We start from the raw sequence: 25,689 nt of genomic DNA, 5'->3' as shown, positions 1-25,689 counted from the left end.
GGGCAGCATGATGTCCATGTGGATAACGACGTCCCACGCCGACATTCGGCGGAACAGCGCCATGCCGATGATGCACCACACCAGGCTTTCAAGCGGGAGGCGGCGCTTGCGGATGGTCGAGACACCTGCGGCTTCAAAAGCCTGCTTCACAATGTCCGGATCAAGCAAAGCACCTAGTCCTTCAAGGGCATTTGGCCTTGAGGCCATTTCGTGAGTGAGGGACAGTGCTTTTGCTAGGCGCATAAAAAATCCGATGCTCGTTTCCAAGCATCGGATTTTGCGGCCTACGGGCTAAAGCTTAAAGTGTCAGTCTTAACTGACTGGCATTAGGCCTAAGCCCTCTTCTCATATCGCTGCGCCAATCCTCAATCCGCATCCGAATCAAACAACCGCGCCAACTCCACCCGCGCCTCCTTGGCCGTCTGCATCACCTTGGCCCGGTCATCGCGCACAAGCCCCTGGGCCTCCAGCACTTCCTCGTCATGCTGGGCAAACCACTCGATCCGGTCCGCCGCCTGCTCGTCGCTCAAGCCCAGCCCGACCAGCGCCCGACGGGTCATCTCCAGGCTGGAGTAGAACGTCTCGCGAATCGGCTCGGCCCCGACATCCGCCAGCTTGTGCACATGCTGGCGGTTGCGCGCCCGGGCCAGAATTTTCAGGTGCGGGTACTGGCGCTTCACCCGTTCAGCGGTATGGATGGCGGCTTCAGGGTCATCGATGGTGATGATGAAGTATTCCGCCTCACCAACCTTGGCCGCATGCAGCACCTCGGGGCGCAGCGGGTCGCCGTAGAACACCGGCACCTGTTCGAACATGCGCGTCATTTCGATGGTATCCACCGAGGTTTCAAGGGCAATGAACGGAATTTTCTGCGCCCGCAGGATGCGCGCGACGATCTGGCCCATGCGGCCCATGCCGACGATCACCACCCGTGGCGTGCCTGCGTCGATGGTCTTGTACTGCTCGGGCACTTCACGCGCCGGTTGTGGGCGTTTGAGGGCGCGGGCGCAGCCGAGCATCAGCAGCGGGGTGATGGCCATCGACAGGGTGATGGTCATCAGCAGCAGGTCGTAGGTCTGGGTGTCGAACAGGCCCTGGTCCTTACCCAGCTTGAATACCACGAAGGCGAATTCGCCACCGGCGGCCAGCACCATGCCCAGGCGCAGCGCGCTGGCGCTGTTCAGGCCACCGGCCACGCGGCCGACGCCAATCAGCAGGGTGAGCTTCACCGCCACCAGCAGCAGGGTGAGGCCCAGCAGTACCAGTGGCATTTCCAGTAGCAGGCTCAGGTTGGCGCCCATGCCGACGCTGATGAAGAACAGCCCCAGCAGCAGGCCCTTGAACGGCTCGATCTGCGACTCAAGCTCGTGTCGGTACTCCGAGTCGGCCAGCAGCAAGCCGGCGAGGAAGGCGCCCAGGGCCATGGAAATACCGGCTTCTTCCATCAGCCAGGCAGTACCGATCACCACCAGCAGCGCGGTGGCGGTAGACACTTCCGGCAGGCCGGTGCGGGCCACGGTGCGGAACACCGGGCGCAGCAGGTAGCGGCCGCCGATGATGACCACGCCGATGCTGGCGAAAACCTTCAGGCCGTGTTGCAGGCTGTCGCCGTGGCTGGTGTCCGGGCCACTGGCGGCCAGCAACGGGACCAGGGCGATCAGCGGGATCGCGGCGATGTCCTGGAACAGCAGGATGGCGAACGCCAGGCGGCCATGGGGCGCATTGAGCTGCTTGGTTTCGGCCAGGCTTTGCAGGCCGAGGGCGGTGGACGACAGCGCCAGGCCCAGGCCGAGCACGATGGCTGCCGGTAGCGACTGGCCGAAGCCGAACAGGGCGATGGCACCGATCACCGCGCCGGTCAGCAGCACCTGGGCGGTGCCGACGCCGAACACCGACTTGCGCATCAGCCACAGGCGCTTGGGCGACAGCTCAAGGCCGATGATGAACAGCAGCAGGACCACGCCCAGTTCGGAAATGTGCGCGACGCTCTCGGTGTCGCGGATCAGGCCCAGGGCCTGCGGGCCGATGGCCACGCCGGCAAGCAGGTAACCGATCACGGCCCCCAGCTGCAGGCGCTTGGCCAGTGGGACGGCGACGACTGCGGCGAGCAGGAAGATCACCGCGGTTTGCAGAAGGCTGCCTTCGTGTGGCATTGGCTCGTACTCCATGAGCTGCCGGGGCAGCGTTTGAACAGTTTGGCGGACAATTCTGGAGGCTGAGCATGAGTCAGACAATCTGCTGCCGGGAAGACACATTGTCCCGATTGGGTTGACAGACTCAAGCCCCGCCAAACTGCGCCCGATACTGCGCCGGCGTCATGCCGATCCGCTCGCAGAACACCTTTCTCATATGCCGGTCACTTCCAAACCCGCAGCGCGCCGCCACCACTTTCAACGGCAGCTCGCCGCATTCGAGCAGCTTGCGCGCCTGGTCGATCCGCGCATTCTGCAGGTACTGCAGCGGCGTGATCCCGACCTCACGCTGAAAGGTTCGGGCAAAGTTGCGCCCGCTCATGGCCACCAGGTCGGCCATCTTCTGCACGGTGAACGCCTGGTCGATGTGGTCGACGATATAGGCCTGCACCCGGGCAATCGGCGAATCATCCCGCGGTACGGCGGCCAGCAGCGGCCCGTAAGGCGTCTGCCCACCCTGGCGATGGCGGGCGACCAGCAGCACCTTGGCGACCTCCAGGGCCAGCGCCTTGCCGTGGTCCTCGGCCACCACCGCCAGCGCCAGGTCGATCCCTGCGGTGATCCCTCCCGAGGTGATCAGGCAGCGGTCGATCACGTAGATTTGCTCGGTCTCGACCTTGGCCTCGGGAAACGCCTGGGCCAGGCGCTCCACATAGTTCCAGTGGGTGGTGCAGCGATAGCCACCGAGCAACCCGGCGCGCCCGAGCAAAAACACCCCCGTGCAGATCGCGCCGAAGCGCCGGGCCTGTCGCACGGCCTGGGGCAGCCAGCGTTCGATCGCCGGCAGAGCGACGTGGTAGGCCCCCGGCCCACCGGGTACCAGCAACAGGTCGACGCTGGCCGGCAATTGCTCCAGGCGCAGGTCGGCCACGACCTTCAGGCCGCATGATCCGCGAATGGTCCCTTGGCCTTCGGCCACGGTCACCAACCGATAATGTTTGTCTGCAGGCAAGAACCGGTTGGCGATGGCAAAGGCATCCATCGGCCCGGTTACGTCCAGCAATAGCACGTCGTTGAACAGCACCATGGCCACGGTTCGATGAGCGCGAATTTCCTGCATACCCCATAGCCCTTCGTGTCCTGAGCACTGCATCTTAGGGCAGCGCTGCACAATTAAGAACAATTCAGCTTTGGCTCAGGACTTTGTCACAGGCCGGCGGCGAGACTTTCTCCATTGAACAGGAGAGTCGCCATGCACCCTGGGACGCCCCAAGAGCCACTGCCAACCCCCGGCGCGCTGACGCCCGCGAGGTTGCGCCAGGCCAAGGAACTGATGCTGCGCAGCTCGCTGTCGATTATCGAGATCGCGGCTGTGTGCAACCTCACCCGCAGCCATTTCTCCCGTGCCTTCAAGGTCAACACCGGCCTTTCGCCCCAAGCCTGGCGCCTGCTGGCGCGCATGGAAAAGGCCAAGCGCCTGCTCGTCACCGAGGCACCGATCACCCACGTCAGCCTGGAGTGCGGCTTCTGCGACCAGGCCCATTTTACTCGCGCCTTCAGCCGCCTGGTCGGCCAGCCGCCCAAGGCCTGGCGCCAGGCGCAGGCATTTTCTTAAGCCGGATCTATCCGCTGGGATAAGCCCTTGAGCAAATCCCGGCCCGTTTTCCCAACCCAAGGAGTCACCCCCATGAGCCAACCTGATTACAAGCGCCTGAACAAAGACGACGCCGTGGTGCTGCTGGTCGACCACCAGACTGGCCTGATCTCGCTGGTGCAGGACTTCTCGCCCAACGAATTCAAGAATAACGTCCTGGCCCTGGGCGACCTGGCCAAGTTCTTCGGCCTGCCGACCATTCTCACCACCAGCTTCGAGCAAGGCCCCAACGGCCCGCTGGTGCCGGAGCTGAAAGAGATGTTCCCGGACGCGCCGTACATTGCTCGCCCAGGCCAGATCAACGCCTGGGACAACGAAGACTTTGTCAAAGCGATCAAAGCCACTGGCCGCAAGCAGCTGATCATCGCTGGCGTGGTGACCGACGTGTGCGTGGCATTCCCGACCCTGTCGGCGCTGGCTGAAGGCTTTGAAGTGTTCGTGGTGACCGACGCCTCGGGCACCTTCAACGAGACCGTGCAGCAGGCGGCGTGGGTGCGCATGACCCAGGCGGGTGCACAGATGATGAACTGGTTCTCGGTGGCCTGTGAGCTGCACCGCGACTGGCGCAACGACATCGAAGGGCTGGGTAACCTGCTGTCGCAGCGGATCCCCAACTACCGCAACCTGATGAACAGCTATGCAGCGTTGAGCGCCCGTTGATGTAAGCCTGTGCTGGCCTCTTCGCGGGCACGCCCGCGAAAGGGCCGGTACAGGTCAAGAAGAACTCACAGGCAGCGTGAAGCGAATCCGGCACCCGCCAAACGCCGACTCCAGCGCCTGCAACTGCCCGCCATGGGCCTGCACCACCGAACTACAGATCGCCAGCCCCATCCCCAACCCTTCCTCCTTGGTGGTATGAAACGCGTCAAACACCTGCGCCCGCTCTTCCATCGAGATGCCGGGCCCGTTGTCGTCCACGCAGATCTCCACCACTTCTGCGCCCACTGAAGATGAAATCCGCAACACGCCATCACTGCGATACCCGGCCAGGGCCTCCAGCGCATTGGTAATCAGGTTGAATACCAGTTGCTGCAACTGCACCGGATCAGCCATCACGCTCACTCCTGCCTGCAATCGGGTCTGTACCTCGACCAGGTGCTTGGCGGCATCGGCCGAGGTCAGGCGCAGCACCTCGCGAATCAGCTCATCGACCTTTACCGCCTTGAGCTGCATCGGTGACTGCTTGGCCAGCGAGCGCAGTGCGCGGACGATGTTGGCGGCACGTTCGCTGTCGTTGCGGATATCTTCCAGGCCAGCAACCGCCTCTTCCAGGTTGGGCTTGGCGCGCTTGAGCCAGCGCAAGCTGGCCGCAGCGTTGGAGGCAATGCCCAGCAGCGGCTGGCTGATCTCGTGGGCAATGGACGCCGACAGCTCGTTCATCACCTGCAGGTGGGCGCTGCGCGCAAGTTCGGCGCGTGATCGGCGCAGTTCTTCTTCCATTTGCGCCCGGGCCTGGTTGTCCTCGGCCAGGCGTGTATAGAACTTGGCCGTCTGCAGCGACACGGCTGCCTGCGAGGCGAGGATCTCCAGCATTGCCAGGCGCTGGCTGCCGAACAGGTTCGGCACCAGGCGGTTTTCCAGGTACACCAGGCCGATCAGCACGCCCTGGATCACCAGCGGCAGGCACAGCACCGAACGGGCGTTGCGTGCGTGCAGCTCCTGGCGGAAGGCCTCGGGGCAATCGCTTTGGGCATCATTGAGCACCAGCGGCTTTTTGGTCCGCAAGGTGGCGTTGATGATCGACAGCGGCGCCTGGGTCATGAACTTCTGGCAGTTGTCCATGCTCACGTGCAGCCCGGCATCGTCGATGAAGGCGAGGGCGGCCATCTGGAACTCGGCACCACTGACGATCAGCAGTGCGCCATGATCGGCGCCGGAGTGCTGGGTGAGGTGGCCCATCAGCGTCTCGATCAGGCCTTCGAGCAGCACTTCCTCGGACAACGCCCGCGCCGCCTCGATGCCGGCCTCGAGGTCCAGCTTGGCCTGCTGGGTGGCGCGGTAGGTCTCCTGGACGGGTTGCGTGCGCAGGAACGGATGCAAGGCCTCCAGCTGCTGCACCTTGCCGGTCGCTCCCCAGATATGGAAACAGTCGCGGGCAATACGCAGGTGCAGGTTGGCGCCGGAGATCAGCCCGCTGGGGATGCAGACCTCGGCCAGTTGCTCGTGGGCCAGGGCCTGTTCGTGAATGAAGCCGGCGGCGGTTGCGGCGATCTGCGCCTGGTCGAAGCAGCGGATGGCCGCGAGGCCGTCGCCCTCGAGCTTGGCAATTGCCCCTTCGATCAGCAGGAGCTTGCTGCGGAAGGTCACCGGATTGAAGCCGGCCCAGCGGCCGAAGCGCTCGCGCAGGGCCTGCAGCTCGGCCAGCTTGCCGGCAAGGCTGCCGGGGGCTTCCGGGCTGCCCAGGGCCAGGCCGCGGAACAGGTGGTAGTCCGCCAGGTTGATATGTGCCGGTGCTGCCCAGGCGTTTTCGCCCGCAGCGTTCAGGCTGTGCATGGCTTGCGCGACATTGCCCAGGTAGAAGGCTGACATGCCGCTGAACAGCTGCTGGAAGAACAACGTGGTGGGTGAGTTCACCGGCGCGGGCAGGATCGTGCAGGGGGCGCCGCTCAAGCTGGCGACGAATGCTTGCTGGGCTTGCAGGATCTGTTCGATATCGCTGTAGCCGTAACCGCGCACGGTAGCCAGGCCCTGTGCCACCTCCTCGGCCACTTCCGGCAGATAGCGGCCCATGAACAGGGAGTCGGAAACCAGATGGTTGCAGGCATAGCAGGTCATGGCCACGTCACCGCTCACGCGTGTCGAATCGAGCGCTTCCAGCGCCATGCGGCGGGCGAACTCCATGGGCGAGGTCCAGGCACTGACCTGGTCCAGGGCCAGCAGCGCGCTGGTGAGATCGCCCTCGAAACCGTGTCGCTCGATCAGCTTGAGCGCGGCCAGGCAGCAGGCATGGCCGTCGTGGTAGCTGCCGAAGCGCTCGGCGATCATCACCCCGTACCAGGCCAGGCCGTAGGTGCTGCCTGGGGCTACGCCGTGCAACAGCGATAACTCCATGAGCTTGGCCAGGTGCAGGAAGCAGATATCGTCCTTTACGAAAAACGATGACGACAGGGTGGCCAGCAAGCCAATGGCAACCGCGACTTCCTCCGACTCGGCACGCGGCAGCGACGCCAGGCAATGGCGGCCCTGCTGTTCGATCAGGGCCTGGACATGCGCATGGCTGGCTTCCACCTGCTGCGGGTCGACACCGCAAGTCAGGTTGATTCCCAGCAGCTCCAGGCCGGCGACGGCGGTGTTGATGGCGGCCTGGTAATCGCCGCGCACGGTGTGCACGCGAGCCTGCAGCCGGCATACCTGTGCACGCTCCAGCGTCGAACGTGCGCGCTGGCGGCATTCCGTCACCCGTTCTTCGGCAGCAGCCATGCGCGACAGCTGCAGGTCGCACTCTGCTGCCATGCAGGCGATGGCAAAGGCATGCGTGGCGTGGCTTTGCGGCGTGGCACTCTGGTGCAGCAACTGCTCGCACGTTTGCAGGTAGGCCGCAGATTGTTCACAGGCGCCCGTGTCGCGCGAGCGCAGCGCCGCATCACGCAAAAGCTGCAGGAAAAGATCGCAGTCATCCGCTGCAAACCCGCGTGGGTTGGCGCGTTGCAGCTGATTGGCGACCTCGAACACAACTTCCTGCAAGTCGTTGCGCCAGACCTGGAGCATGGCCTGGGCAATGCTCGCATGCAGCTGGCCGCGATCACGCGCAGGCGTGAGCTGGTAGGCAGCCTCCATCACCCGGCCATGGGCGAAGCTCAGACCTTTCTGGCCCGGTAGCAGGAAGCCCGCGTCAATCAAGGCCTTCAACGGTTTGCCCGGCAGCAGTGCAAGCAGCAGGCGTTCATCGCAGCGGCTGCCTGCCGCGCTGGCAATTCGCAGCACATCCCGTTGGGGCACTGGCAGGCGTGCCAGACGGTGGATCATCAGATCGGCGACGTTGTCGGAATAGCGTTGCCGGGCCACGGCTTGCAGGCACCACGACCAGCGCATGGCCTGGGTATCGAAGGTGAACAGCCGGTCCTCGACCATGACCCTGAGGATCTGGTTGATGAAGAACGGGTTGCCTGCGGTCTTGCCGTGAATCAGCTCGGCAACTTGCAACGCCTGGTCGGGGCTGACGTGGTAGCGCTCGCCGACCAGCTCGGTGACTGCACCGACGGTCAGTGGGCGCAGGTTCAGCGTGATGCTGCGCATCGTCGCGGGCGTGGCAAGTGGCGTACCTGCGGTGTGCGCATCGTTGCGGCGGACGAAGATCAGCAGCAGGTTCTCGGGAGCCTGGGCGAGCAACTGTGCCAGCAGCTGTTGGCTGGCATCGTCGGCCCACTGCAGGTCATCGAAACACAGCGTCAGCGGGTGGCCAGGGTGGCTGAACACCTGCAGGAATTCGACGATGGCCCGCTGAGCCTTCTGCAATGCCAGGCGCGTGGGTTTTTCCGGCAGGTCGGGCAGGGGGCCGAGGATCAATTGCAGGTCCGGGGCCAGTTTGCCGAGCAACCGACCGTGATCTTTGATGCGATGGAGGATCTCGCGGCGCAGGGTGTCCAGGTCCTGGCTGTTCTTGGCCAGCAGCTGGGTGGTCAGCGAACCGAGGATCTCGACCCAGGGGGCATAGGGCACAGCCTGTTCCGGGCTGTTGCACGTACCGACAGCCCAATAGCCCTCGGTATGGGCTTTGAGTGCGGCTTCGACCAGGCTGGACTTGCCCATGCCAGCAGCGCCGTTGATGAACAACACCTGGGACTTGCTGTCGCGACGCAGGGCATTGAGCATCAGGGCGATGACCTTCTGTTCGGCCTTGCGGCCGTACAGGCGCTCGCGACTGGGCGAAACCGGGTCGGCGCAACCGGGCTCGAAGGGGGCGATGGTCTTGCTGGCGGCCCATTGCCGTTGGCAGTGGGACAGGTCCACGGCCAGGGCCTGGGCGCTCTGGTAGCGGGCGTCAGGTTCCTTTGCCAGGGCCTTGGCCAGGATCCGGCTGAGCGGCTGCGGTACCTGGCTGTCGACTTCACAGGCCGTGCGTGGCTGGACGCCGGCATGCAACTGGCGCCAGTGCTGGGTATCGCGCCCGGCCAGCGGCAGTTCGCCTAACAGCAGCTGGTAGAGGATTGCGCCCAAGGCATAGATGTCGCTGCGCCGGTCGCTGCTGCTGCCATGGGGGCAGACCTGCTCCGGTGCCAGGTAGGCCCAGTTGCCGAGCGCATTGCCCTGTTCGCTGATCAGTTCTGGCGTATCGGCACGAAAGCAGCCTAGTCGCACCCGCTGGTTCGGCTGCAGGCACACGTGTTCGGGCTGCAACGCACCGTGCAGTACGTTGTGCTCGTGGGCTTGGGCCAAGGCGTTGGCGGCGTTTACCGCGATGTCGAGAAAGGCTGTCAGGGCGATCGGGCCCTCGCTGATCAGGTCGGCGATGGAGCGGCCGGCTGGGTACACCAGCAAAGGGCCTTCGGCGGAACGGACGAACGCCGAGGGGATTACCGCCCATTGCGGGTCCAGCTGCAGGCGGTAGTCACGCTCCAGGCGCTGGCAGGCAGCGGGGGCCTCGAGCGGTGCGCGCACGGCGATCCAGGCCTGGCGGGTGGCGGGGTCGCGCAAGCGGAAGTAGCTGAGCTCACCCTCCTGGCCCAGTTGCGTGATGTCGCAGCGATTCAGCCAGTCGTCGTCGATCGACTGGTCGAAATCGATTGGCCTGTTTGCGAGGCGTTCATCGAGCATAAAGCACCCCCTGCTAGCGACATCCTGACGCGCGAGTATACGCAGCAGCCCCTTCAAGAATGCGGCCTGCAGCCGGCTTGGCAGAAACGGGCACGCTGTTGTCCGTTATCAATACCTGGCGGCTGGAGGGCGCTTGTATAGTGCTGAGGCCAACCTATCCCTCGGGATAATTGTCTGAATGCGGTTGCTCACCTAGGCTGCCCGAGGCTGCGCAAACGCCCGTGCCCGCGTGAGGAAACCATGATCCGAATCGGTAATGCCCAGGTGTCGCTGGAGCGGCGAGAAGCCTTTCTCGATGGCAAGCCGATCCCGTTGGGCGGGCGTGCATTCGAGGTGTTGGCCACGCTGATCAAGGCCAAGGGCCGGGTGGTCGGCAAGGATGAGCTGTTCAGCCAGGTGTGGGCCGGCACCGTGGTCGAGGACAACAACCTGCAGGTGCAGGTGTCGCTGCTGCGCAAGGCCTTTGGTGATCGCGGTCTGATCCAGACCGTACCGCGACGGGGTTATCGTCTGGCTGCGCAGGTCAGTTTCGACGTGCCTTGCCTGGCCCTGGGCCAGTCGCCATTTGGGGCTATGGTTGATGCCAGCCAACCGTTCGACGACGCAGTGAACGTTCCTGTGCTGGTGGTGGACGACGACCCTTCGGTGCGCACGGCACTGGGCCGCCTGCTGCGTTCGCAGGACATTCCGCACCGTCTGTTTGCCAGTGCCGAGGAGCTGTTCGACGCTCGCCTGGAAAGCCCCTGCGCCTGCCTGCTGCTGGACATGCACCTGCCCGAAACCACCGGTCTTGAGGTTCAGGCTACGCTGCGCCGGCTGGCGCTGCCCTGGCCGATCGTGTTCATGACCGGTTTCGGCACCATCCCCATGACGGTCCAGGCCATGCGCGCCGGGGCCGTGGAGTTCCTGACCAAGCCCTTCGACGAAGACCAGTTGTTGGCATTGCTTGAGTCGGTACGCGCACGCGCCGTGACCGAGGGGCGCAAATGGCAGCACGCGCGGCAAGTCGAAGAAAAGTACCAGCACCTGACCCAGCGCGAGCGGCAGGTGTTCTCGCTGGTGGTCGGCGGCTTGTCGCACAAGCAGATCGCCAAGGCGATCGGCACCAGTGAAGTGACCACCAAGGTGCACAAGAAGAACATCATGAACAAGATGCAATCCCGCTCGCTGCTGGAGCTGGTGGCCATGCACAACGTCATCGAGGCTCGGTCTGGCACATGAGCAGAGTGGTGTGCATCGTCGATGACGATGCTTCGGTGCGCAAAAGCCTGGGCAACCTGCTGCGTTCAGCAGGGTTCGAGTGCCTGGCGTTCGCAACGGGGGAGGTGTTTCTGGCCTCGGGCCAGGCACGTGAGGCGGGGTGCGTTCTGCTCGACCTGAAGATGCCGGGGATGAGCGGGCTGGAGGTGCAGCGTGAGCTGGCGCGGCGGGGTTGGCGCTTGCCGGTGATCGGCATGTCGGCGCATTGGGACGAAGGTGCGGTGCAGGCGGCGCTAGCCAATGGCGCGCAGGCTTGCCTGGGTAAGCCGTTTTCCGAAGAGGTACTGCTCAAGGTGGTTGAAGAGGCGTTGGCAGGTGAATGAGTTTTCCCGATGAATCCTGGGGCCGCAAAGCAGCCCCAAAGATCTAACTGCTGCCCGGCCGGTATTGCAGGGCCTCGGCCAGATGCCCCCGGCTGATCGCCCGGCTACCTTCCAAGTCCGCCAATGTGCGCGCCACCTTCAACAACCGATGTGCCGCCCGCAAAGAAAGCGTCAGCCGCTCGCAGGCACTTTCCAGCCAAGCTTGGTCCGCCGCTGCCAGCTGACAATGGCTGCGCAACCCCTCCAGGTTGAGAAACGCATTGGCACAGCCTTGCCGCCGTTGCTGCACCTCCCGAGCCTGGGCCACCTTCACAGCCACATCGGCACTGGTCTCCCCACTGGGCTGGTTGTTCAGCGTGGTGGTCTCGCGGGCCACGGTCAGGTGCAAGTCGATGCGGTCCAGCAGCGGGCCAGACAGCTTGTTGCGATACCGTGCGATCTGCTCGGTGCTGCAGCGGCAGCGGCCGGTGGGGTCGCCCAGGTAGCCGCAAGGGCAGGGGTTCATCGCCGCCACCAGCTGGAAGCGCGCCGGGAAACGCACCTTGTCGCGCGCCCGCGCAATCACGATCTCGCCCGACTCCAGCGGCTCGCGCAGCACTTCCAGCACGCGCCGTTCAAACTCTGGCAGCTCGTCGAGAAACAGCACGCCATGGTGCGCCAGGGTGATCTCGCCTGGCTGCGGCCGGCTGCTGCCACCTACCAGCGCCGGCCCCGAGGCCGAATGGTGCGGGTGGCGAAACGGGCGCTGCGGCCAACTGCTCAGCGGCGTGTGGCCACTGACCGACTGGATCGCCGCCACTTCCAGCGCCTCATGCTCATCCAAAGGTGGCAGCAGGCCCGGGAGCCGGCTGGCGAGTAGCGTCTTGCCCGTGCCGGGCGGCCCTGTGAACAGCAGGTTATGCGCTCCGGCAGCAGCCAACAGCAATGCCCGCTTGGCCGCGACCTGGCCTTGTACCTCGCTGAGGTCCGGATAAGGCTGTTGCTTCAGGACCAGGCCATTGGCAGCAAATGGCGGTAGCGGCACCTGTCCGTTCAGATGCGCCACCAACTCCAGCAGGTGCCCCACTGCATACACCACCAGCCCGCCCGCCAGGCTGGCTTCTTCGGCGTTCTCCCGCGGCACCACCAATGCCCGGCCAGCCTCGCGCGCTGCCAGTGCCGCCGGCAACACGCCCTGCACCGGGCGCAACTTGCCCGACAGGGCCAGCTCGCCCAGGCATTCCATTTCAGTCAGGGCGGGCAACGGCACCTGGCCATCGGCGGCGAGGATGCCCAGGGCGATGGCCAGGTCATAACGCCCGCCGTCCTTGGGCAGGTCGGCCGGTGCGAGGTTCTGGGTAATGCGCCGCTGCGGGTAGTTCAGCCCGGAATTGACGATGGCGCTGCGCACACGGTCCTTGCTTTCCTTGACCGTGGTTTCCGGCAGGCCGACCAGGGTGAGGTGGGGCAGGCCGTTGGCAAGGTGCGTTTCGACGCTGACCGCCGGGGCCTGCACGCCGACCTGGGCACGGCTGTGAACGAGGGCGAGGGACATGGACGCTCCGTTGTCGTGAATGTAGAGCCGCTTCCTGCGGCTTGCTGAAGCTTAGTGAGTGGAGGTCCTGGCTGTCGGGAAAAAGTGCTTCCATGTCTTTCAAAATTTTTCAAAACCTGCGCATTCATGCGTGGTTTATGTACGGTGTTAGCCTTGTAGAATAGGGATTACGTGGTAATTTAAGCTTACAGTTACCTGGTGGTGAGTCGCGTCCTGTTGGAGGTAAGGTATGAAACTTGAAGATCGCATGAGCCGTTCGATCAAACAGCGCGCTAGCGTAGTCGTCTTGCGTTCCGAATTCGCCAGCATGGGCAGCGACTCCCAGGTCGGGAGGGTGCTCGCTCGCTTTGTCGAGTTAGGGCTCCTCATTCGCGTGAGCAAAGGGGCGTTCGCCAAGACTCGCATTAACAAGTTCACGGGAAAGCCCAGCCCAGCGGGAACGCTGGAAATGATTGCTGCGGAGCTTTTTCGCAAGCTTGGGATTTCCGTTGAGCCGAGCCTGCTCGTTGCGGAGTACAACAGCGGCAGTTCGACCCAGATACCTATGGGGACCAGAGTCAACACGGGGCGACGGCGTATCACGCGAAAAGTGACTGTAGGAAACAGCACCATATCTTATGAGAAGAATTCCAGACGAGTTGAAGTCTGATATCGAGGATGCCGCCACAGCAGGGTTGTTGGGCAATCTGCCAGCTGTAGTCGCGGAGAAAGACCATCACATCACTGACGCTTTACACGCGTTGTCGAAAATCGAGGTCATCCACACTGCGCATCAGAAAAATCGGTGCAAAGGTGATCCTGAGCCTGCTTCCGTCACTGTAACCACACGCTTGATTTTCGCGGGTGGTACCTGCCTTTCAAAAGCCCATGGGCTGATCGAGCGGATGTCCGAAGACATCGACATAAAGGTCCTGCTGGAGGAGGTACCCGAAGGCTACAGCCTGCCAAAAGGGCATACGGACCGGGCGCGCCTAGGGGATTTGCATCGAGAGGTGGAGCAGCGGTTGGCGGCAATGGGCTTCGAGTACGTGGTCCATGATGACCAGGAAAACCCGATGTCGCGCGACAGTCGACGCTATTACTGCCTCCTGGTGTCATACACTGCCTCCTTCCAGGATGTATCCGGTGTGCTTCGGCCCCAGCTCAAACTCGAGCTGATTCATCGCCCTCCAATACTGGACTGCGAGCGCCGTGAAATGGGTTACATGCTGGACCAGTTCATCCCTCGTGAAGTGCCACATCGCTTTTCAATGGCCTGCATCACAGTGGCGGAGACACTGGCAGAGAAGGTGCTGTCGCTCTTGCGTCGCTGCGCCTGGTATTGGGATGGGCATCAACGCGGCGCCTTTGATACCGCCTTGGTGCGGCATATCTACGATGTCTGGCGCATATCGGGAAGCCAGCCAGACGTCATCGAGCCTGCTTGCCAGATTTTTGCCTTGCTGGTCCGCAAGGATGTCGAGGAATTCAAAGGGCAGCATCCCGAGTTTGATCAGGCGCCTTACCGTGTGCTTCGACGCAGCCTGGCTGCCGCTAGCAACCACGATGGGCTGAAAGCGAACTTCGAACTGCGTCTGGCACCATTGCTTTACGCAGCCGAAAAGCCGGATTTTCATACCTGTTATGTTGCATTCGCCGCTGTCGCAGAACTGCTATTGAACCATCCTGAGTGAGCAGAAACAGTCGGCTCAGAGTTGCTTGTGCTGCTCCAGCGTCAACTCCACCCGCCGATTCTTCGCCCGCCCTTCAGCCGTGCCGTTATCCCCCAGCGGCTGCGTATCCGCCAGCCCCACGGCACTCAGCCGTTCCCCGGCAATCCCCTGCTGCTGCAGGAAGCGCACCACGCTCCCGGCCCGTGCGCCGGACAACTCCCAGTTCGACGGATACCGCGCATTACGGATGGTGCGGATATCGGTATGTCCGGCCACGACGATCTTGTGCGGCACTGTGGTCAGCACCTGCGCCAGACGCTGCAGCACCTGCATGCCCTTGGGGTCCAGCTCGGTCTGCCCTGACGGAAACAGGATGCTGCTGTCGATGCGGAAGCTGACGCTGCGCTCGTTGCGGATCACCTCGACATCGCTGCCCAGCTGGTCCACGGGCAGCCCTGCCAGTGGGTCGGGTTCTGGTTCTGGCGCGACAGGAGCCTTTTCGACAGGAGGCGCTTCGGCAATGAGCGGTTCGACAGGCTCTTGTTCAGCAACGCTGGGCGGCACGAGCAGCAGCGACCCTGGCGGGTCGACGCGTGTCAGGCTGGCGATGTCGATAGCCAGCGGAAAGCCCGCTGGCGTCTCGGCGGGCTCAGCATGGCTGACCATGGTTTTCGCCAGCATGGCCAGGACCATGACCAGCAGCAGGGTCATCAGGTCCAGGTAGGTCAGCATCCAGCCTTCGCTGTCGGCGTCTGCCGCGTCTGCGTCCAATCCGTCTGCCGGCGAGCGCTTCAGATTGCTCTGGCGCTCACGGGCCTTGGTCAGTTCGAGCTCCAGGGAGCGCTGATGCGCCAGCCAGTGGCGGTTATCGGCTAGGCTGCTGGGCGATGCAGGGAGGGTCATGGGCGCCTCCGCCAGGCGAGCGAAAGTGGCTTGCGGGCACGGGGAGCGCCCTGGTCCTGCAGTTCATCGTGGTAGTGCGCCACGAAGGCCTTCAGGGTTTCGCGCATCAGCCCGGGGCTGCGTTTCCGGGCCATCATCGAAATACCCTGCAGGATCATGTTCATGATCACTACACGCCGCTCCGTGCGCCGCTCCAGCTTGAGCGCGATCGGCTTGAACAGCAGGTTGGCCAGCAGCACGCCATACAGGGTGGTGGTCAGGCTCAGGGCCATTTGCCGGCCAACGCTGCCCAGGTCGCCGTCGCCCAGCACGAAGACCATGTTGACCAGACCGACCAGGGTGCCGAGCATGCCGAACGCTGGCGCATAGCTGGCCATGGTGCGGAAAATCTGGGCTTCGGCACGTTCCTTGGCACGCAGCCGGGTGATTCGCCACTGCATCAGTTCGAGGATGTCTTCTTCGGCCACCTGGTCGACCAGCAGCTGCACGCCGGAGCCCAGGAACGGGTTTTGCGTCTGTGCCAGCGCAGTCTCCACAGCGCGGGTATCGCCCTCGATCCAGCGGCGCGACAGGCTGACCAGCTCGTCGATGTCGCCCGGCGCGCGATCCTGCTCCTGGCGCAGCACGGTGGCGAGCAGGCCGGGAATGCAGCGCAACTCGGCCATGGGGTAACTGATGCAGGTGGCGGCGAAGGTACCCACCAGCACGATGCCAAGGCCCGGCAAGTCGATGAGCAGCGACGGTTGCTGTGCGGTGAACAGCAGCAGGACGCTCAGCAGGATCAGGCTGGCGACCAGGCCGGTCAGGGTCGATGGGTTCATGGGCACTCCGTTGACGGCACCCGGCCGTAGACAATGATGGCCAGCTTTATAGCCCCACGACGGGGAGGGCAAAGTCGCTAATACAGGCAGTTTTGCGCTTCAGCTTGAGCGACCGGGCAGGCAGGTGCGGGCAAAATTTTTTTGGCGGGGCGCTAAAGGTGGGTTTTCGAGGCGCCGATGTTCGCGCTGTCAGCAAGACAACTGCCCAACCACGAAAGGAACTGCACGATGTCTGTCATCAATACCAACATCACCTCGCTCATCGCCCAGCAAAACCTCAGCGCTTCGGAAAGCAGCCTGAGCACCTCGATCGAGCGCCTGTCGTCGGGCCTGAAAATCAACAGCGCTTCCGACGACGCCGCTGGCCAGGCCATCGCCAACCGCATGAGCTCGCAGATCACCGGCCTCAACCAGGCCAGCAGCAACGCCAGCGACGGCATCTCCCTGGCGCAGACCACCGAAGGCGCGCTGGACCAGGTGAACGACAACCTGCAGCGTATCCGTGAGCTGGCGGTACAGGCTGCCAACGGCACCAACTCGCAGTCCGACCTGCAGTCGATCCAGGATGAAATCACCCAGCGTCTGGACGAGATCAACCGTATTTCCGACCAGACCTCGTTCAACGGTGTCAGCGTCCTGGCCAAAGACCAGACCATCAGCATCCAGGTTGGCGCCAACGACGGCGAGACCATCGAGATTTCCCTGAGCGAAATCAACGCCACCACCCTGGGCCTGGGTGACTTCAACGTCAACGGCTACGACACTACCCTGACCGCCACCACCCTGACCGACGATTCGGGCACCGCGATCACCTCCACCAACACCAGCTACGTCGACAGCTCCGGCACCACCGTCAGCAGCGGCACCCTGTCGCAGGACGCCAGCGGCAACTACTTCCTGACCGTCGGCGGCAAGACCTACGCGGCTACCGTGGACACCACCACCAGCGGCTCGACCACGACTGCGACCATCACCATCGACACCGACAACGCAGTGACCAAGAAGTCGACCAACACCCTGACGGCGCTGGACAGCGCGCTGAACACCATCGACTCCATGCGTTCCGACCTGGGTGCGATCCAGAACCGCTTCGACTCGGCGATCACCAACATCTCCACCACGGTGACCAACCTGACGTCGGCCCGTTCCGGTATCCAGGACGTCGACTACGCCACTGAAGTGTCGGCCATGACCAGCGCGCAGATCCTGCAACAGGCCGGTACCTCGGTGCTGTCGCAGGCCAACTCGATGCCACAGCAGATGCTGTCGCTGCTGCAGTAATACCGCCTGGGGCTGCTTTGCAGCCCTTCGCGGGCAAGCCCGCTCCCACAGGGACAGCGCTGCCTTCAGGTCGGCGTGGCCCTTGTGGGAGCGGGCTTGCCCGCGAAGGGCCGCAAAGCGGCCCCTTGCTTTTTATGCGGTTTATCCGGGCTTTGAACAGCGCGATGCAGGCATAGCATTCACGCAGCTCTCTCTGCCACAAGGCCGCCCCCATGCCCAAACCCCGCCGATCCGCAGCCCCTGTCGACCTCGCCCAGGCAAGACGCCTCTGTCAGCGCCGCCCCGGCGATGCCAGTGCCTGGCACACCTTGGGTAACCTGCAACTGACCCTCGAACCGGAACAGGCCCTGGCCAGTTTCGAGCACGCTTTGCAGCTGCGTCCGGACGATCCGCAGGCATTGGAACTGGTGGCCAAGGCCAGCCAGAAGCTGGGTGACAACGGGCGTGCAGAGTCGCTGGCAAACCGTGCCCTGGTGCTGGCGCCGCAGTTTTTCCCGGCCCATCACCGCCTGGCGACCTTATATTTCGAGAAGGGCCGCTTCGCCCCTGCGCTTGAGCATATCGAGCAAGCCCTGCAGGCCTGCCCGGGTGACTGCCACATGCTGGCGCGCAAGGCCCTGATCCTCGGCCGCCTTGACCGCCATGGCGAAGCCATTGCCCTGTTCGAGACGCTGGTCAGGAAAGAACCCGGCGATTACAGCCACTGGAACAACCTGGCCAACCTGTACAAGGACGTCGGCCAACTGGCCGCAGCCGACGAGCATTACTGCCGTGCCGTCGAGCTGGCCGGGCGCAAGGACGTGCTGCCGTACTCCAACCGCCTGACCAGCCTGCACTACGACCCCACCCGCAGCCGCGACTACATCTTCGAGGTGTGCAAGCAGTGGCAAACGCGTTTCGGCCCAGGCAACGTGCCGCCCCGGCCGCAGATGGCCGACCTGGCGCCGGACAAGCAATTGCGTATCGGCCTGGTCTCCGACGGCCTGCGCCAGCACCCGGTGGGCAACATGATAGTCGGCGTGCTGGAGCGCTTGCCCACGTATCAGTTCCAGCTGTTCGCCTACAGCAGCAGCCAGGTCAGCGACCACCTGACCCAGCGCATTCGCGCGCGCATGCAGGCGTGGCGGGTGATCAAGCACATGGATGACGAACACCTGGCGCAGCAGATTCGCGACGACCAGATCGACATTCTCATCGACCTGAGCGGCCACAATGCCGGCAACCGCATGGGTTGCATGGCGTTGCAGCCGGCGCCGCTGCTGGTCAAGTGGGTCGGCGGGCTGATCAACACCACCGGCCTGGACGCCATGGATTACCTGCTCAGCGATGCCATCGAGTCACCCCCCGGGGAGGACGGCTACTACACCGAGAAGCTGATCCGCCTGCCCAATGACTACATCTGCTACGACCCACCGCCCTATGCACCTGACGTGCAGGCGTTGCCGGCGCGGGCCAACGGCTTTGTCACGTTCGGCTGCTTCAACAACCCGACCAAGCTCAACGATGAACTGCTGGCGCGCTGGGCCGAGCTGCTGCATGAAGTCGCTGATTCGCGCCTGCTGCTCAAAGGCGGCGCGTTCGCCAACCCTGACCTGTGCCAGCATGTGATGAGCGTGTTGCAAGGGCACGGCATTGCTGCCGAGCGCGTGCAGATCGAAGGGCCGGTGGGGCACAAGGCCCTGCTGGAAAGCTACAACCGTGTCGATATCGCCCTCGACCCCTGGCCTTATTCCGGCGGCCTGACCACCTGTGAAGCGCTGCTGATGGGGGTGCCGGTGGTGACCTTGCCGGGGCCCACCTTTGCCGGTCGGCATTCCGCCACGCACCTGGTCAATGCCGGGCTGCCCGAGCTGGTGGTGAGCAGTTGGGACGAGTACCAGCAGCGTGCAGCCGGGCTGGCGCGCGACCTGGACAACCTGACCACCATCCGCAGCCTGCTGCGTGGGGTGCTGATGAATTCGCCGGTGTGCGACAACCAACGCTTCGCCAGGCACCTGGGCAGCGCCCTGCGTGCCATCTGGCAGCGCCATTGCGCGGGCCAGCCACCGGCGGCGCTGATGCTGGACAAGGCCGGGCAGGCATTCTTCGACGACAGCAGCGAGCCGGTCATTTTCAAGCACCCGGCGGCCCCCGCTGGCAATGACGGTTTCAGCTTCCGCTTCCGGGGCCGCATCGTCACCCTGGACCACGGCGCCACCTTGCTGGCGTCACCGCGCTATGTCGCCTTGCAGCGCCTGGGGGTGCTCTCGACCATCGCCTTCGACCCCGCCGCGCGCGTCGGCAACGCCGGGCAGCTGGCTCAGCTGGGCGAACTGCACCATTACCCCAATGTGGTGCTGGGCAATGGCCAGCCCGTGACCCTGCATGCCTGCCTTGATCCGGCACTGAGCGCGACCCTGGAACCTTTGCCCGCGCCGGGAGTGCTGGACCCGGCACGGGTGCTGGCGCGCCTGCCGCAGCCGTCGTTGCGCCTGGATGACATCGACGGCCTGGGCGCGCTGGACTGGCTGCTGCTCGACAACCTCAGTGACAGCCTGGCGATACTGGAACACGGCGCCCGCACGCTGGCCGATACCTTGTTGATCCAGGCGCGGGTCAATTTCACCCCGACCCACCAGGGCCAGGTGGATGTCACCCGCCTCAGCCAGCACTTGGCGCCGCTCGGTTTCAGCCTGTGCGGGTTGCACAACCTGCAGTACCGGCGTTTCGCCCAGGGTGATGCGGCCTGCGAGGGGCTCGGTGCGTCACAGCTGATGCATGCGGACGCCTTGTTCCTGCCCGACGCCGAGCGCATGGCGGCACTGGCCGAGAACCAGCGGCGCAAGCTGGCGTTCCTGCTGCACTCGGTGTACGACGCCAAGGATGTGGCCCTGCATGTGCTGCAGGGCCTCGGTGATGACACGGCCGAGGGTTACCTGCAGCATTGCCGGCTGAGCCCGGCTCAGCCGCGACCGATGCCTCGGTAAGTGAGGCCAGCGTTGGCCGCGGCCTGAGGGTCGTAGAGGTTGCGGCCGTCGATGACCACTGCGCTGCGCAGCTGTTGGCGCAGCCAGTGGAAGTCGACACTGCGAAAGGCCTTCCACTCGGTGCAGATCACCAGGGCGTCGGCACCTTTCACCGCCTGGATACGGTCACCGGCCAGCAGCAAGTCCTCGCGTTCGCCATACAGGCGCCGGCACTCGGCCATCGCCTCGGGGTCGTAGGCCTGCACCCGCGCACCGGCCCGCCATAACGCTTCCATCAGCTCACGGCTGGGCGCTGCCCGCATGTCGTCGGTGTCGGGTTTGAAGGCCAGGCCCCAGATGGCGATGGTCTTGCCTTCTAGCTCGCCGCCCAGTGCTTGAGCCAGCTTCCTGAACAGCGACGCCTTCTGCCGCTGGTTGATGGCCTCTACCGCATTCAGCAGCTGCGGTTCGTAGCCGACCTCATGAGCGCTGCGGCTCAGGGCCTGGATGTCCTTGGGGAAACATGAGCCACCATAGCCGCAGCCCGGGTAGATGAAGTCGTAACCGATGCGTGGGTCGCTGCCGATGCCATGGCGCACCTCTTCGATGTCCACCTGCAGGTGCTCGGCCAGGTTGGCCATTTCGTTCATGAAGCTGATCTTGGTCGCGAGCATGGCGTTGGCCGCGTACTTGGTCAGCTCCGCGGCGCGCAGGCTCATGAACATCAGCTTGTCGTGGTTGCGGTTGTAAGGTGCATAGCACTCGCGCATCAGGCGCATGACGCGCTCGGAGTCGGTGCCCACGACGATCCGTGCACCCCGGGTGAAGTCCTCGATGGCGGCGCCTTCCTTGAGGAATTCCGGGTTGGAGCAGACCTCGAATGGCAGGGTCAGGCCCCGGGCCGCCAGTTCGGCGGCAATGGCGGCATGGACCTTTTCGCCAGTGCCGACCGGTACCGTGGACTTGCCCACTACCAGCTTGTAGCCAGTCATGTGGCGGCCGATCTCGCGGGCGACCGCCAGCACATGCCGCAAGTCGGCAGAGCCGTCTTCGTCGGGCGGTGTGCCGACCGCGATGAACTGCACCTCGGCGAAGGCCACCGCTGTGGCGGCGCAGGTGCCGAACTGCAGGCGACCGGCGCGCAGGTTGGCCTGTACCAGCAGGTTCAGGCCGGGCTCGTGGATCGGCACTTCACCGCTGCGCAGCAGGGCGATGCGCTGCGGGTCGATGTCCATGCACAGCACTTCGTGGCCGACATCAGCCAGGCAGGCGCTGGCCACCAGGCCCACGTAGCCTGATCCGAACACACTGATTTTCATGGTTTGCTACCGTTGCGAAGGGATAGTCAGGCGGCCAGCGAGGCACGCAGGCGGGCGATGGCCAGGCTGTGCAGCTGGCAGACGCGGGATTCGCTGATCTCCAGCACCAGGCCGATCTCGCGCATGTTGAGCTTTTCCTGGTGGTACAGAACCATCAGCAGCCGTTCGCGCTCGGGCAGGTTCTCGATGGCGCGGATCAGGCCGCTATGGTTGCGCTCGTCGAGCAGCGCATTGAGCGGGTTGCGGCCATGGGGTTCCTGGGTTTCCAGGCTGTCTTCATGGACCTGGTCGATGGCCAGCATGTGGCTGCCATTGATGTCCCACAACAGCTGCTGGTACTCGCTCAGCGACATGCCCATGGCTGCGGCAATTTCGCGTTCGAGGGGCGGGCGCCCGAGGCTCTGTTCCAGACGGTGCAGGGTATCTTCCAGCTGCCGGGCGTAGCGCCGCACCCGGCGTGGAGCCCAGTCGCGGGTGCGCAGCTCGTCGATCATGGCGCCGCGGATGCGGTGCGCGGCAAAGGTGCCGAAGGGTATGCCCAGGCTCTGGTCATAGCGGGTCAGGGCATCGAGCAAGCCGATGCTGCCGGCCTGGATGAGGTCTTCCATGTCGATGCCTGACGGCAGCCTGGTCTTGAGGTTCAGTGCATGCCGTTTGACCAAGGGCAAGTACTGCTGAAGCAGCTCCTGCTGGTGCATCCTGCCTTGTGCCGTATACATCGTGCGTGCCTGTGAAGAACAAGAGTGGCGATGGGGAATAACGCCGGGATTATCGGCGCTGCGCCCCATCGGCTAAGCCGAGAACAACCCTGTACTTGCAGGGGTATTCGCCCCTTAGCCCGCCGATGCCGGCGCGCCGATGATGCTGGTGATGCGCAGGGTACGGTCGTCGGGCACTTCGCTCAGGGCGATGACAGTCAGCTGGCGCAGGCGCCGGCGCAGGAAGCGCGACAGCACCAGGCGCAGGCGGTTGGGCACCACCAGCACGGCGGGGTCGTTGCCCAGCTCCTGGCGCTTGAGTGCGAGGCTGGTCTCTTTCATCAAGGTGTCCGCCAGGCTCGGCTCCAGCGCGCCACCATTGCCCACTGCCTGCATCACCACCTGCTCCAGGTTGAAATCGAGGCCGATCACGCGCAGCTCGGGCTTGTTGGCGTAGTACTGGTTGACGATGGAGCGGCCCAGGGCCACGCGGACCTGCGCCGTCAGCTCCTGGATGTCGGCGGGCTGTTGGGCGCCGGCATGCTCGGCGAGGGCATCGAGAATGGTGCGCAGGTCGCGGATCGGCACGTTCTCTTCCAGCAGGTTCTGCAATATCCGTTGCAGCTGGGTCAGGCTCAGCAGCTTGGGGATCACCTCTTCGACCAGGCCTTTGCCATCGCCACCGAGCTTGTCCAGCAGCTTCTGCACTTCGCTGCGCCCGAGCATGTCCTTGGCGTGCTGGTGCAGCAGGTGGTTGAGGTGGGTGGCTGCCACCGTACTGGCATCGACCACGGTGTAGCCGTAGATCTGCCCGTGCTCGCGCAGGTTCTGCTCGATCCAGATGGCCGGCAGGCCGAAGGCCGGGTCGATGGCTTCCTTGCCTTCCAGTTGCCCGGTGACCTTGCCGGGGTTGATCGCCAGCCATTTGCCGGGGTAGATCTCGCCGCGGCCGACTTCCACGCCCTTGAGGCTGATGATGTAGGTGTTGGCGGGCAGTTCGAGGTTGTCGCGCACGTGCACCACGGGCGGCAGAAAGCCCACGTCCTGGGCGAACTTCTTGCGCAGGCTCTTGATCCGCGTGCTCAGCTCGCCCTGCTGGCGTACGTCCACCAGCGGGATCAGCCGGTGGCCCACGCGCAGGCTCAGGGTTTCGACCAGTTTGACGTCATCCCAGCTGGCCTCGCTGCTCTGCACCGCAGCCTTGGGCTGGGCGGCCTGGGCCGGGGTCTGCTCGGCCTGCTGCTCCTGGCGCGAGAACCACCAGCCGAGGCCGCCGAGCAGGGCGGTCAGCAGCAGGAACACCAGGTTGGGCATGCCCGGTACCAGGCCCAGCAGGCCCATCACCCCGGCGGTCATCATCAGCATCTTCGGGCGGCTGAACAGCTGGCCGATCATCTGCCGGCTGACGTCTTCCTCAGTGTTAACCCGGGATACCATCACACCGGCGGCGATGGAAATCACCAGCCCGGGGATCTGCGCCACCAGGCCATCGCCGATGGTCAGCATGGTGTAGGTGTGGGCAGCATCGGCAAAGCTCATGTCGTGCTGCAGCAGACCGATGGCCAGGCCACCAACCACGCACACACCCATGATCACCAGGCCGGCCACGGCATCGCCGCGGACGAACTTGCTGGCGCCGTCCATCGAGCCGAAGAAGTCGGCTTCCTGGGCCACCTCACGGCGCCGCTTGCGCGCCTCCGGCTCACCGATCAGGCCGGCGTTGAGGTCGGCATCGATCGCCATCTGCTTGCCGGGCATCGAATCCAGGGTGAAGCGCGCGCCGACTTCGGCGATGCGCCCGGCACCCTTGGTGATCACCATGAAGTTGATGGTCACCAAGATCAGGAACAGCGCGAGGCCGACAGCAAAGTTGCCACCCACCAGAAACTCGCCGAAGGCCTCGATGACCTTGCCTGCGGCATCGGTGCCGGTGTGCCCGTGCATCAGGATGACCCGGGTCGACGCTACGTTCAGCGACAGGCGCAGCAGCGTGGTGAACAGCAGCACCGAGGGGAAGGCGGAGAAGTCCAGTGGCTTCTCGGTGAGCATGCTGACGATCAGCACCATGATCGCCAGGGCGATGTTGAAGGTGAACAGCAGGTCGAGGATGAAGCTCGGCAGCGGCAGGATCATCATCGACAGGATGAGCACGATCAGCACCGGGCCGGTCATGATCTTCAGGTCGGCGCCAACGGGCCAGTTGTCGCGGCGCAGCAGGGCGGTCAGGCCTTTCATGGGTTGGGTGGGTCCTCGGTTCGGGTTCTGCTTCGCCCAGGCTGGTCCATGCCTTCAGGGACGTTGAGGTTGACGGGGCTGGGCGGCACGGGGCCGCCTTGCTGGGCGACGCGTTTGAGGCGGATGGCCCAGGCCACCACCTCGGCGACGACGGTGTACAGCTCGCTGGGGATCAGTCGATCCAGATCCACATGGAAATACAGCGCCCGCGCCAGTGGCGGGGCTTCGAGAATGGGTAGCTGGTGTTCGCTGGCGATTTCGCGGATGCGCGCGGCCACGGCATCGGCACCTTTGGCGACTACCCGCGGTGCGCTGTCCTTGTCCTTGCGATAGCTCAGGGCCACGGCGAAGTGGCTGGGGTTGGTCACCACCACATCGGCCTTGGGCACCTTGCTCATCATCCGCCGGCGTGCACGGGCCTGCTGCAGGCGGCGGATGCGTGCCTTGACGTGGGGGTCGCCGTCGGAATTCTTGTGTTCCTGGCGTACTTCTTCCTTCGACATGCGCAGGTTCTTGGCATAGGTCCACAGTTGATACGGCGCGTCGATGCCGACCACGAGGATCAGCGCCGCCACGCAGGTGGCGCAGGACTTGGCGGTCAGTGTCATCAGCGTGACCAGCGCTTGTTGTGGCGGCAACTTGGGCAGGCCGAGCAGCTGACCGATGTGGGCATGCAGGAACAGGTACAGCACGGTGCCGATCAACGTTGCCTTGGCCACGGCCTTGGCCAGTTCCACCGGCACCTGCAGGGAAAACAGCCGCCCCAGGCCACTGATCGGGTTGAGCCGGGAGAAGCGCGGCTTTGCCGCAGCCAGGGTGATGACCAGCCCGCCGAGCACGGTGGGCGCGGCAATGGCTGCGAGCAGCATCAGGGCGAAGAACGGCACCAGTGCCAGCAGCGCGGAGGCGGCAAGCGACGAAAGCGTGCCGAGCATGAGCGCGGTGTCGAACAGCTGGGCGCGATCGAACAGCAAGCCTTTTTCGACGATGCCGCCCAGGCGGTCATACAGGTGGCCACCCAGGCTCCACAGGCCACCGATGCCGGCCAGCAGCATGATGAAGGTGCTCAACTCGCGGGAACGGGCAATCTGACCCTCTTCGCGGGCTTTCTCGATGCGGCGCGGGGTGGCCGCTTCCGTCCGGTCTTCTGTGCTGGTTTCGGCCATGGCTCGGCCACC

General features: G+C 64.3%; 19 protein-coding genes. 8 read left to right on the top strand and 11 right to left on the bottom strand.

Annotation, left to right across the window (positions count from 1 at the left end):
• The 3 genes from N430_RS16215 to N430_RS16205 all read right to left on the bottom strand — a co-directional run.
• Positions 1-207: transposase domain-containing protein (locus N430_RS16215; RefSeq protein WP_256592140.1), on the bottom strand; the 207-nt coding region annotated here is incomplete at its 3' end.
• A 158-nt stretch (positions 208-365) separates the two neighbouring features.
• A complete protein-coding gene (locus N430_RS16210) occupies positions 366-2,153 on the bottom strand; it encodes a monovalent cation:proton antiporter-2 (CPA2) family protein (RefSeq protein WP_110637982.1) in 1,788 nt (595 codons plus the stop codon).
• 124 nt (positions 2,154-2,277) lie between these two features.
• Complete coding sequence (locus tag N430_RS16205) at positions 2,278-3,252, bottom strand: GlxA family transcriptional regulator (RefSeq protein ID WP_110637981.1); 975 nt, start codon at positions 3,250-3,252, stop codon at positions 2,278-2,280.
• A gap of 132 nt (positions 3,253-3,384) precedes the next feature.
• On the opposite strand from N430_RS16205, the gene N430_RS16200 reads away from it, so the two are divergent.
• Positions 3,385-3,747, top strand: a complete 363-nt coding sequence (locus tag N430_RS16200) for an AraC family transcriptional regulator (protein WP_110637980.1) — start codon at positions 3,385-3,387, stop codon at positions 3,745-3,747.
• 72 nt (positions 3,748-3,819) lie between these two features.
• On the top strand, positions 3,820-4,446 hold the full coding sequence (gene ycaC, locus N430_RS16195; RefSeq protein WP_004375560.1) for an isochorismate family cysteine hydrolase YcaC: 627 nt from the start codon (positions 3,820-3,822) through the stop codon (positions 4,444-4,446).
• A gap of 54 nt (positions 4,447-4,500) precedes the next feature.
• Here the strand turns inward: ycaC and N430_RS16190 are convergent, their stop codons facing one another.
• Complete coding sequence (locus tag N430_RS16190) at positions 4,501-9,540, bottom strand: ATP-binding sensor histidine kinase (RefSeq protein ID WP_110637979.1); 5,040 nt, start codon at positions 9,538-9,540, stop codon at positions 4,501-4,503.
• Between the two features lie 240 nt (positions 9,541-9,780).
• Here N430_RS16190 and N430_RS16185 point away from each other — a divergent pair, with 240 nt between their 5' ends.
• Positions 9,781-10,761, top strand: a complete 981-nt coding sequence (locus N430_RS16185; protein ID WP_110637978.1) for a response regulator — start codon at positions 9,781-9,783, stop codon at positions 10,759-10,761.
• Positions 10,758-11,123, top strand: a complete 366-nt coding sequence (locus tag N430_RS16180; RefSeq protein WP_178083391.1) for a response regulator transcription factor — start codon at positions 10,758-10,760, stop codon at positions 11,121-11,123. Before N430_RS16185 ends, N430_RS16180 begins: the two co-directional genes overlap by 4 nt.
• A 43-nt stretch (positions 11,124-11,166) precedes the next feature.
• On the opposite strand, the gene N430_RS16175 is transcribed toward N430_RS16180, so the two are convergent.
• A complete protein-coding gene (locus N430_RS16175; protein ID WP_110637976.1) occupies positions 11,167-12,657 on the bottom strand; it encodes a YifB family Mg chelatase-like AAA ATPase in 1,491 nt (496 codons plus the stop codon).
• Positions 12,658-12,886: 229 nt separating this feature from the next.
• Here N430_RS16175 and N430_RS16170 point away from each other — a divergent pair, with 229 nt between their 5' ends.
• The gene (locus N430_RS16170; RefSeq protein WP_110637975.1) at positions 12,887-13,306 is read left to right on the top strand and encodes a DUF6088 family protein; all 420 of its coding nucleotides are present in this window, start codon (positions 12,887-12,889) and stop codon (positions 13,304-13,306) included.
• Entirely contained in the window at positions 13,296-14,330 is a 1,035-nt protein-coding gene (locus N430_RS16165) for a nucleotidyl transferase AbiEii/AbiGii toxin family protein (RefSeq protein WP_256592139.1), read from the top strand. Before N430_RS16170 ends, N430_RS16165 begins: the two co-directional genes overlap by 11 nt.
• A 15-nt stretch (positions 14,331-14,345) precedes the next feature.
• On the opposite strand, the gene N430_RS16160 is transcribed toward N430_RS16165, so the two are convergent.
• Together N430_RS16160 and N430_RS16155 are read right to left on the bottom strand one after the other, a co-directional pair.
• The gene (locus tag N430_RS16160) at positions 14,346-15,212 is read right to left on the bottom strand and encodes an OmpA family protein (protein ID WP_110637973.1); all 867 of its coding nucleotides are present in this window, start codon (positions 15,210-15,212) and stop codon (positions 14,346-14,348) included.
• A complete protein-coding gene (locus N430_RS16155; RefSeq protein WP_110637972.1) occupies positions 15,209-16,033 on the bottom strand; it encodes a motility protein A in 825 nt (274 codons plus the stop codon). The genes N430_RS16160 and N430_RS16155 overlap by 4 nt, the downstream gene beginning before the upstream one ends.
• 228 nt (positions 16,034-16,261) lie before the next feature.
• Here N430_RS16155 and N430_RS16150 point away from each other — a divergent pair, with 228 nt between their 5' ends.
• Positions 16,262-17,314 carry a flagellin gene (locus N430_RS16150; RefSeq protein WP_110637971.1) on the top strand — a complete coding sequence of 351 codons (1,053 nt, stop codon included), beginning with the start codon at positions 16,262-16,264 and terminating at the stop codon, positions 17,312-17,314.
• A gap of 212 nt (positions 17,315-17,526) precedes the next feature.
• A complete protein-coding gene (locus N430_RS16145; protein ID WP_110637970.1) occupies positions 17,527-20,280 on the top strand; it encodes a tetratricopeptide repeat protein in 2,754 nt (917 codons plus the stop codon).
• On the opposite strand, the gene N430_RS16140 is transcribed toward N430_RS16145, so the two are convergent.
• The 4 genes from N430_RS16140 to flhB form a co-directional block, all read right to left on the bottom strand.
• On the bottom strand, positions 20,256-21,578 hold the full coding sequence (locus N430_RS16140) for a UDP-glucose/GDP-mannose dehydrogenase family protein (protein WP_110637969.1): 1,323 nt from the start codon (positions 21,576-21,578) through the stop codon (positions 20,256-20,258). The two genes, N430_RS16145 and N430_RS16140, sit on opposite strands and share 25 nt — an antisense overlap.
• Positions 21,579-21,604: 26 nt before the next feature.
• Complete coding sequence (locus N430_RS16135; RefSeq protein ID WP_110637968.1) at positions 21,605-22,297, bottom strand: RNA polymerase sigma factor FliA; 693 nt, start codon at positions 22,295-22,297, stop codon at positions 21,605-21,607.
• Between the two features lie 114 nt (positions 22,298-22,411).
• Positions 22,412-24,511: a flagellar biosynthesis protein FlhA gene (gene flhA / locus N430_RS16130; RefSeq protein ID WP_110637967.1), complete on the bottom strand. Its 2,100-nt coding sequence runs from the start codon at positions 24,509-24,511 to the stop codon at positions 22,412-22,414.
• The gene (gene flhB, locus N430_RS16125; protein ID WP_110637966.1) at positions 24,508-25,677 is read right to left on the bottom strand and encodes a flagellar biosynthesis protein FlhB; all 1,170 of its coding nucleotides are present in this window, start codon (positions 25,675-25,677) and stop codon (positions 24,508-24,510) included. The genes flhA and flhB overlap by 4 nt, the downstream gene beginning before the upstream one ends.
• Between the last annotated feature and the right edge of the window lie 12 nt (positions 25,678-25,689).

Origin of the sequence: Pseudomonas sp. CC120222-01a, assembly GCF_003097235.1 — a bacterium.
GTDB lineage: Bacteria > Pseudomonadota > Gammaproteobacteria > Pseudomonadales > Pseudomonadaceae > Aquipseudomonas.
This window is presented reverse-complemented; position numbering and strand designations above follow the sequence as displayed.

Coding starts and splice junctions, on each gene's coding strand:
- N430_RS16155 (WP_110637972.1), bottom strand. CDS start 16,033: ATGAACCCATCGACCCTGACCGGCCTGGTCGCCAGCCTGATCCTGCTG.
- N430_RS16145 (WP_110637970.1), top strand. CDS start 17,527: ATGCCCAAACCCCGCCGATCCGCAGCCCCTGTCGACCTCGCCCAGGCA.
- N430_RS16175 (WP_110637976.1), bottom strand. CDS start 12,657: ATGTCCCTCGCCCTCGTTCACAGCCGTGCCCAGGTCGGCGTGCAGGCC.
- N430_RS16150 (WP_110637971.1), top strand. CDS start 16,262: ATGTCTGTCATCAATACCAACATCACCTCGCTCATCGCCCAGCAAAAC.
- ycaC (WP_004375560.1), top strand. CDS start 3,820: ATGAGCCAACCTGATTACAAGCGCCTGAACAAAGACGACGCCGTGGTG.
- flhA (WP_110637967.1), bottom strand. CDS start 24,511: ATGAAAGGCCTGACCGCCCTGCTGCGCCGCGACAACTGGCCCGTTGGC.
- N430_RS16205 (WP_110637981.1), bottom strand. CDS start 3,252: ATGCAGGAAATTCGCGCTCATCGAACCGTGGCCATGGTGCTGTTCAAC.
- N430_RS16140 (WP_110637969.1), bottom strand. CDS start 21,578: ATGAAAATCAGTGTGTTCGGATCAGGCTACGTGGGCCTGGTGGCCAGC.
- N430_RS16210 (WP_110637982.1), bottom strand. CDS start 2,153: ATGCCACACGAAGGCAGCCTTCTGCAAACCGCGGTGATCTTCCTGCTC.
- N430_RS16170 (WP_110637975.1), top strand. CDS start 12,887: ATGAAACTTGAAGATCGCATGAGCCGTTCGATCAAACAGCGCGCTAGC.
- N430_RS16160 (WP_110637973.1), bottom strand. CDS start 15,212: ATGACCCTCCCTGCATCGCCCAGCAGCCTAGCCGATAACCGCCACTGG.
- N430_RS16200 (WP_110637980.1), top strand. CDS start 3,385: ATGCACCCTGGGACGCCCCAAGAGCCACTGCCAACCCCCGGCGCGCTG.
- flhB (WP_110637966.1), bottom strand. CDS start 25,677: ATGGCCGAAACCAGCACAGAAGACCGGACGGAAGCGGCCACCCCGCGC.
- N430_RS16190 (WP_110637979.1), bottom strand. CDS start 9,540: ATGCTCGATGAACGCCTCGCAAACAGGCCAATCGATTTCGACCAGTCG.
- N430_RS16135 (WP_110637968.1), bottom strand. CDS start 22,297: ATGTATACGGCACAAGGCAGGATGCACCAGCAGGAGCTGCTTCAGCAG.
- N430_RS16180 (WP_178083391.1), top strand. CDS start 10,758: ATGAGCAGAGTGGTGTGCATCGTCGATGACGATGCTTCGGTGCGCAAA.
- N430_RS16185 (WP_110637978.1), top strand. CDS start 9,781: ATGATCCGAATCGGTAATGCCCAGGTGTCGCTGGAGCGGCGAGAAGCC.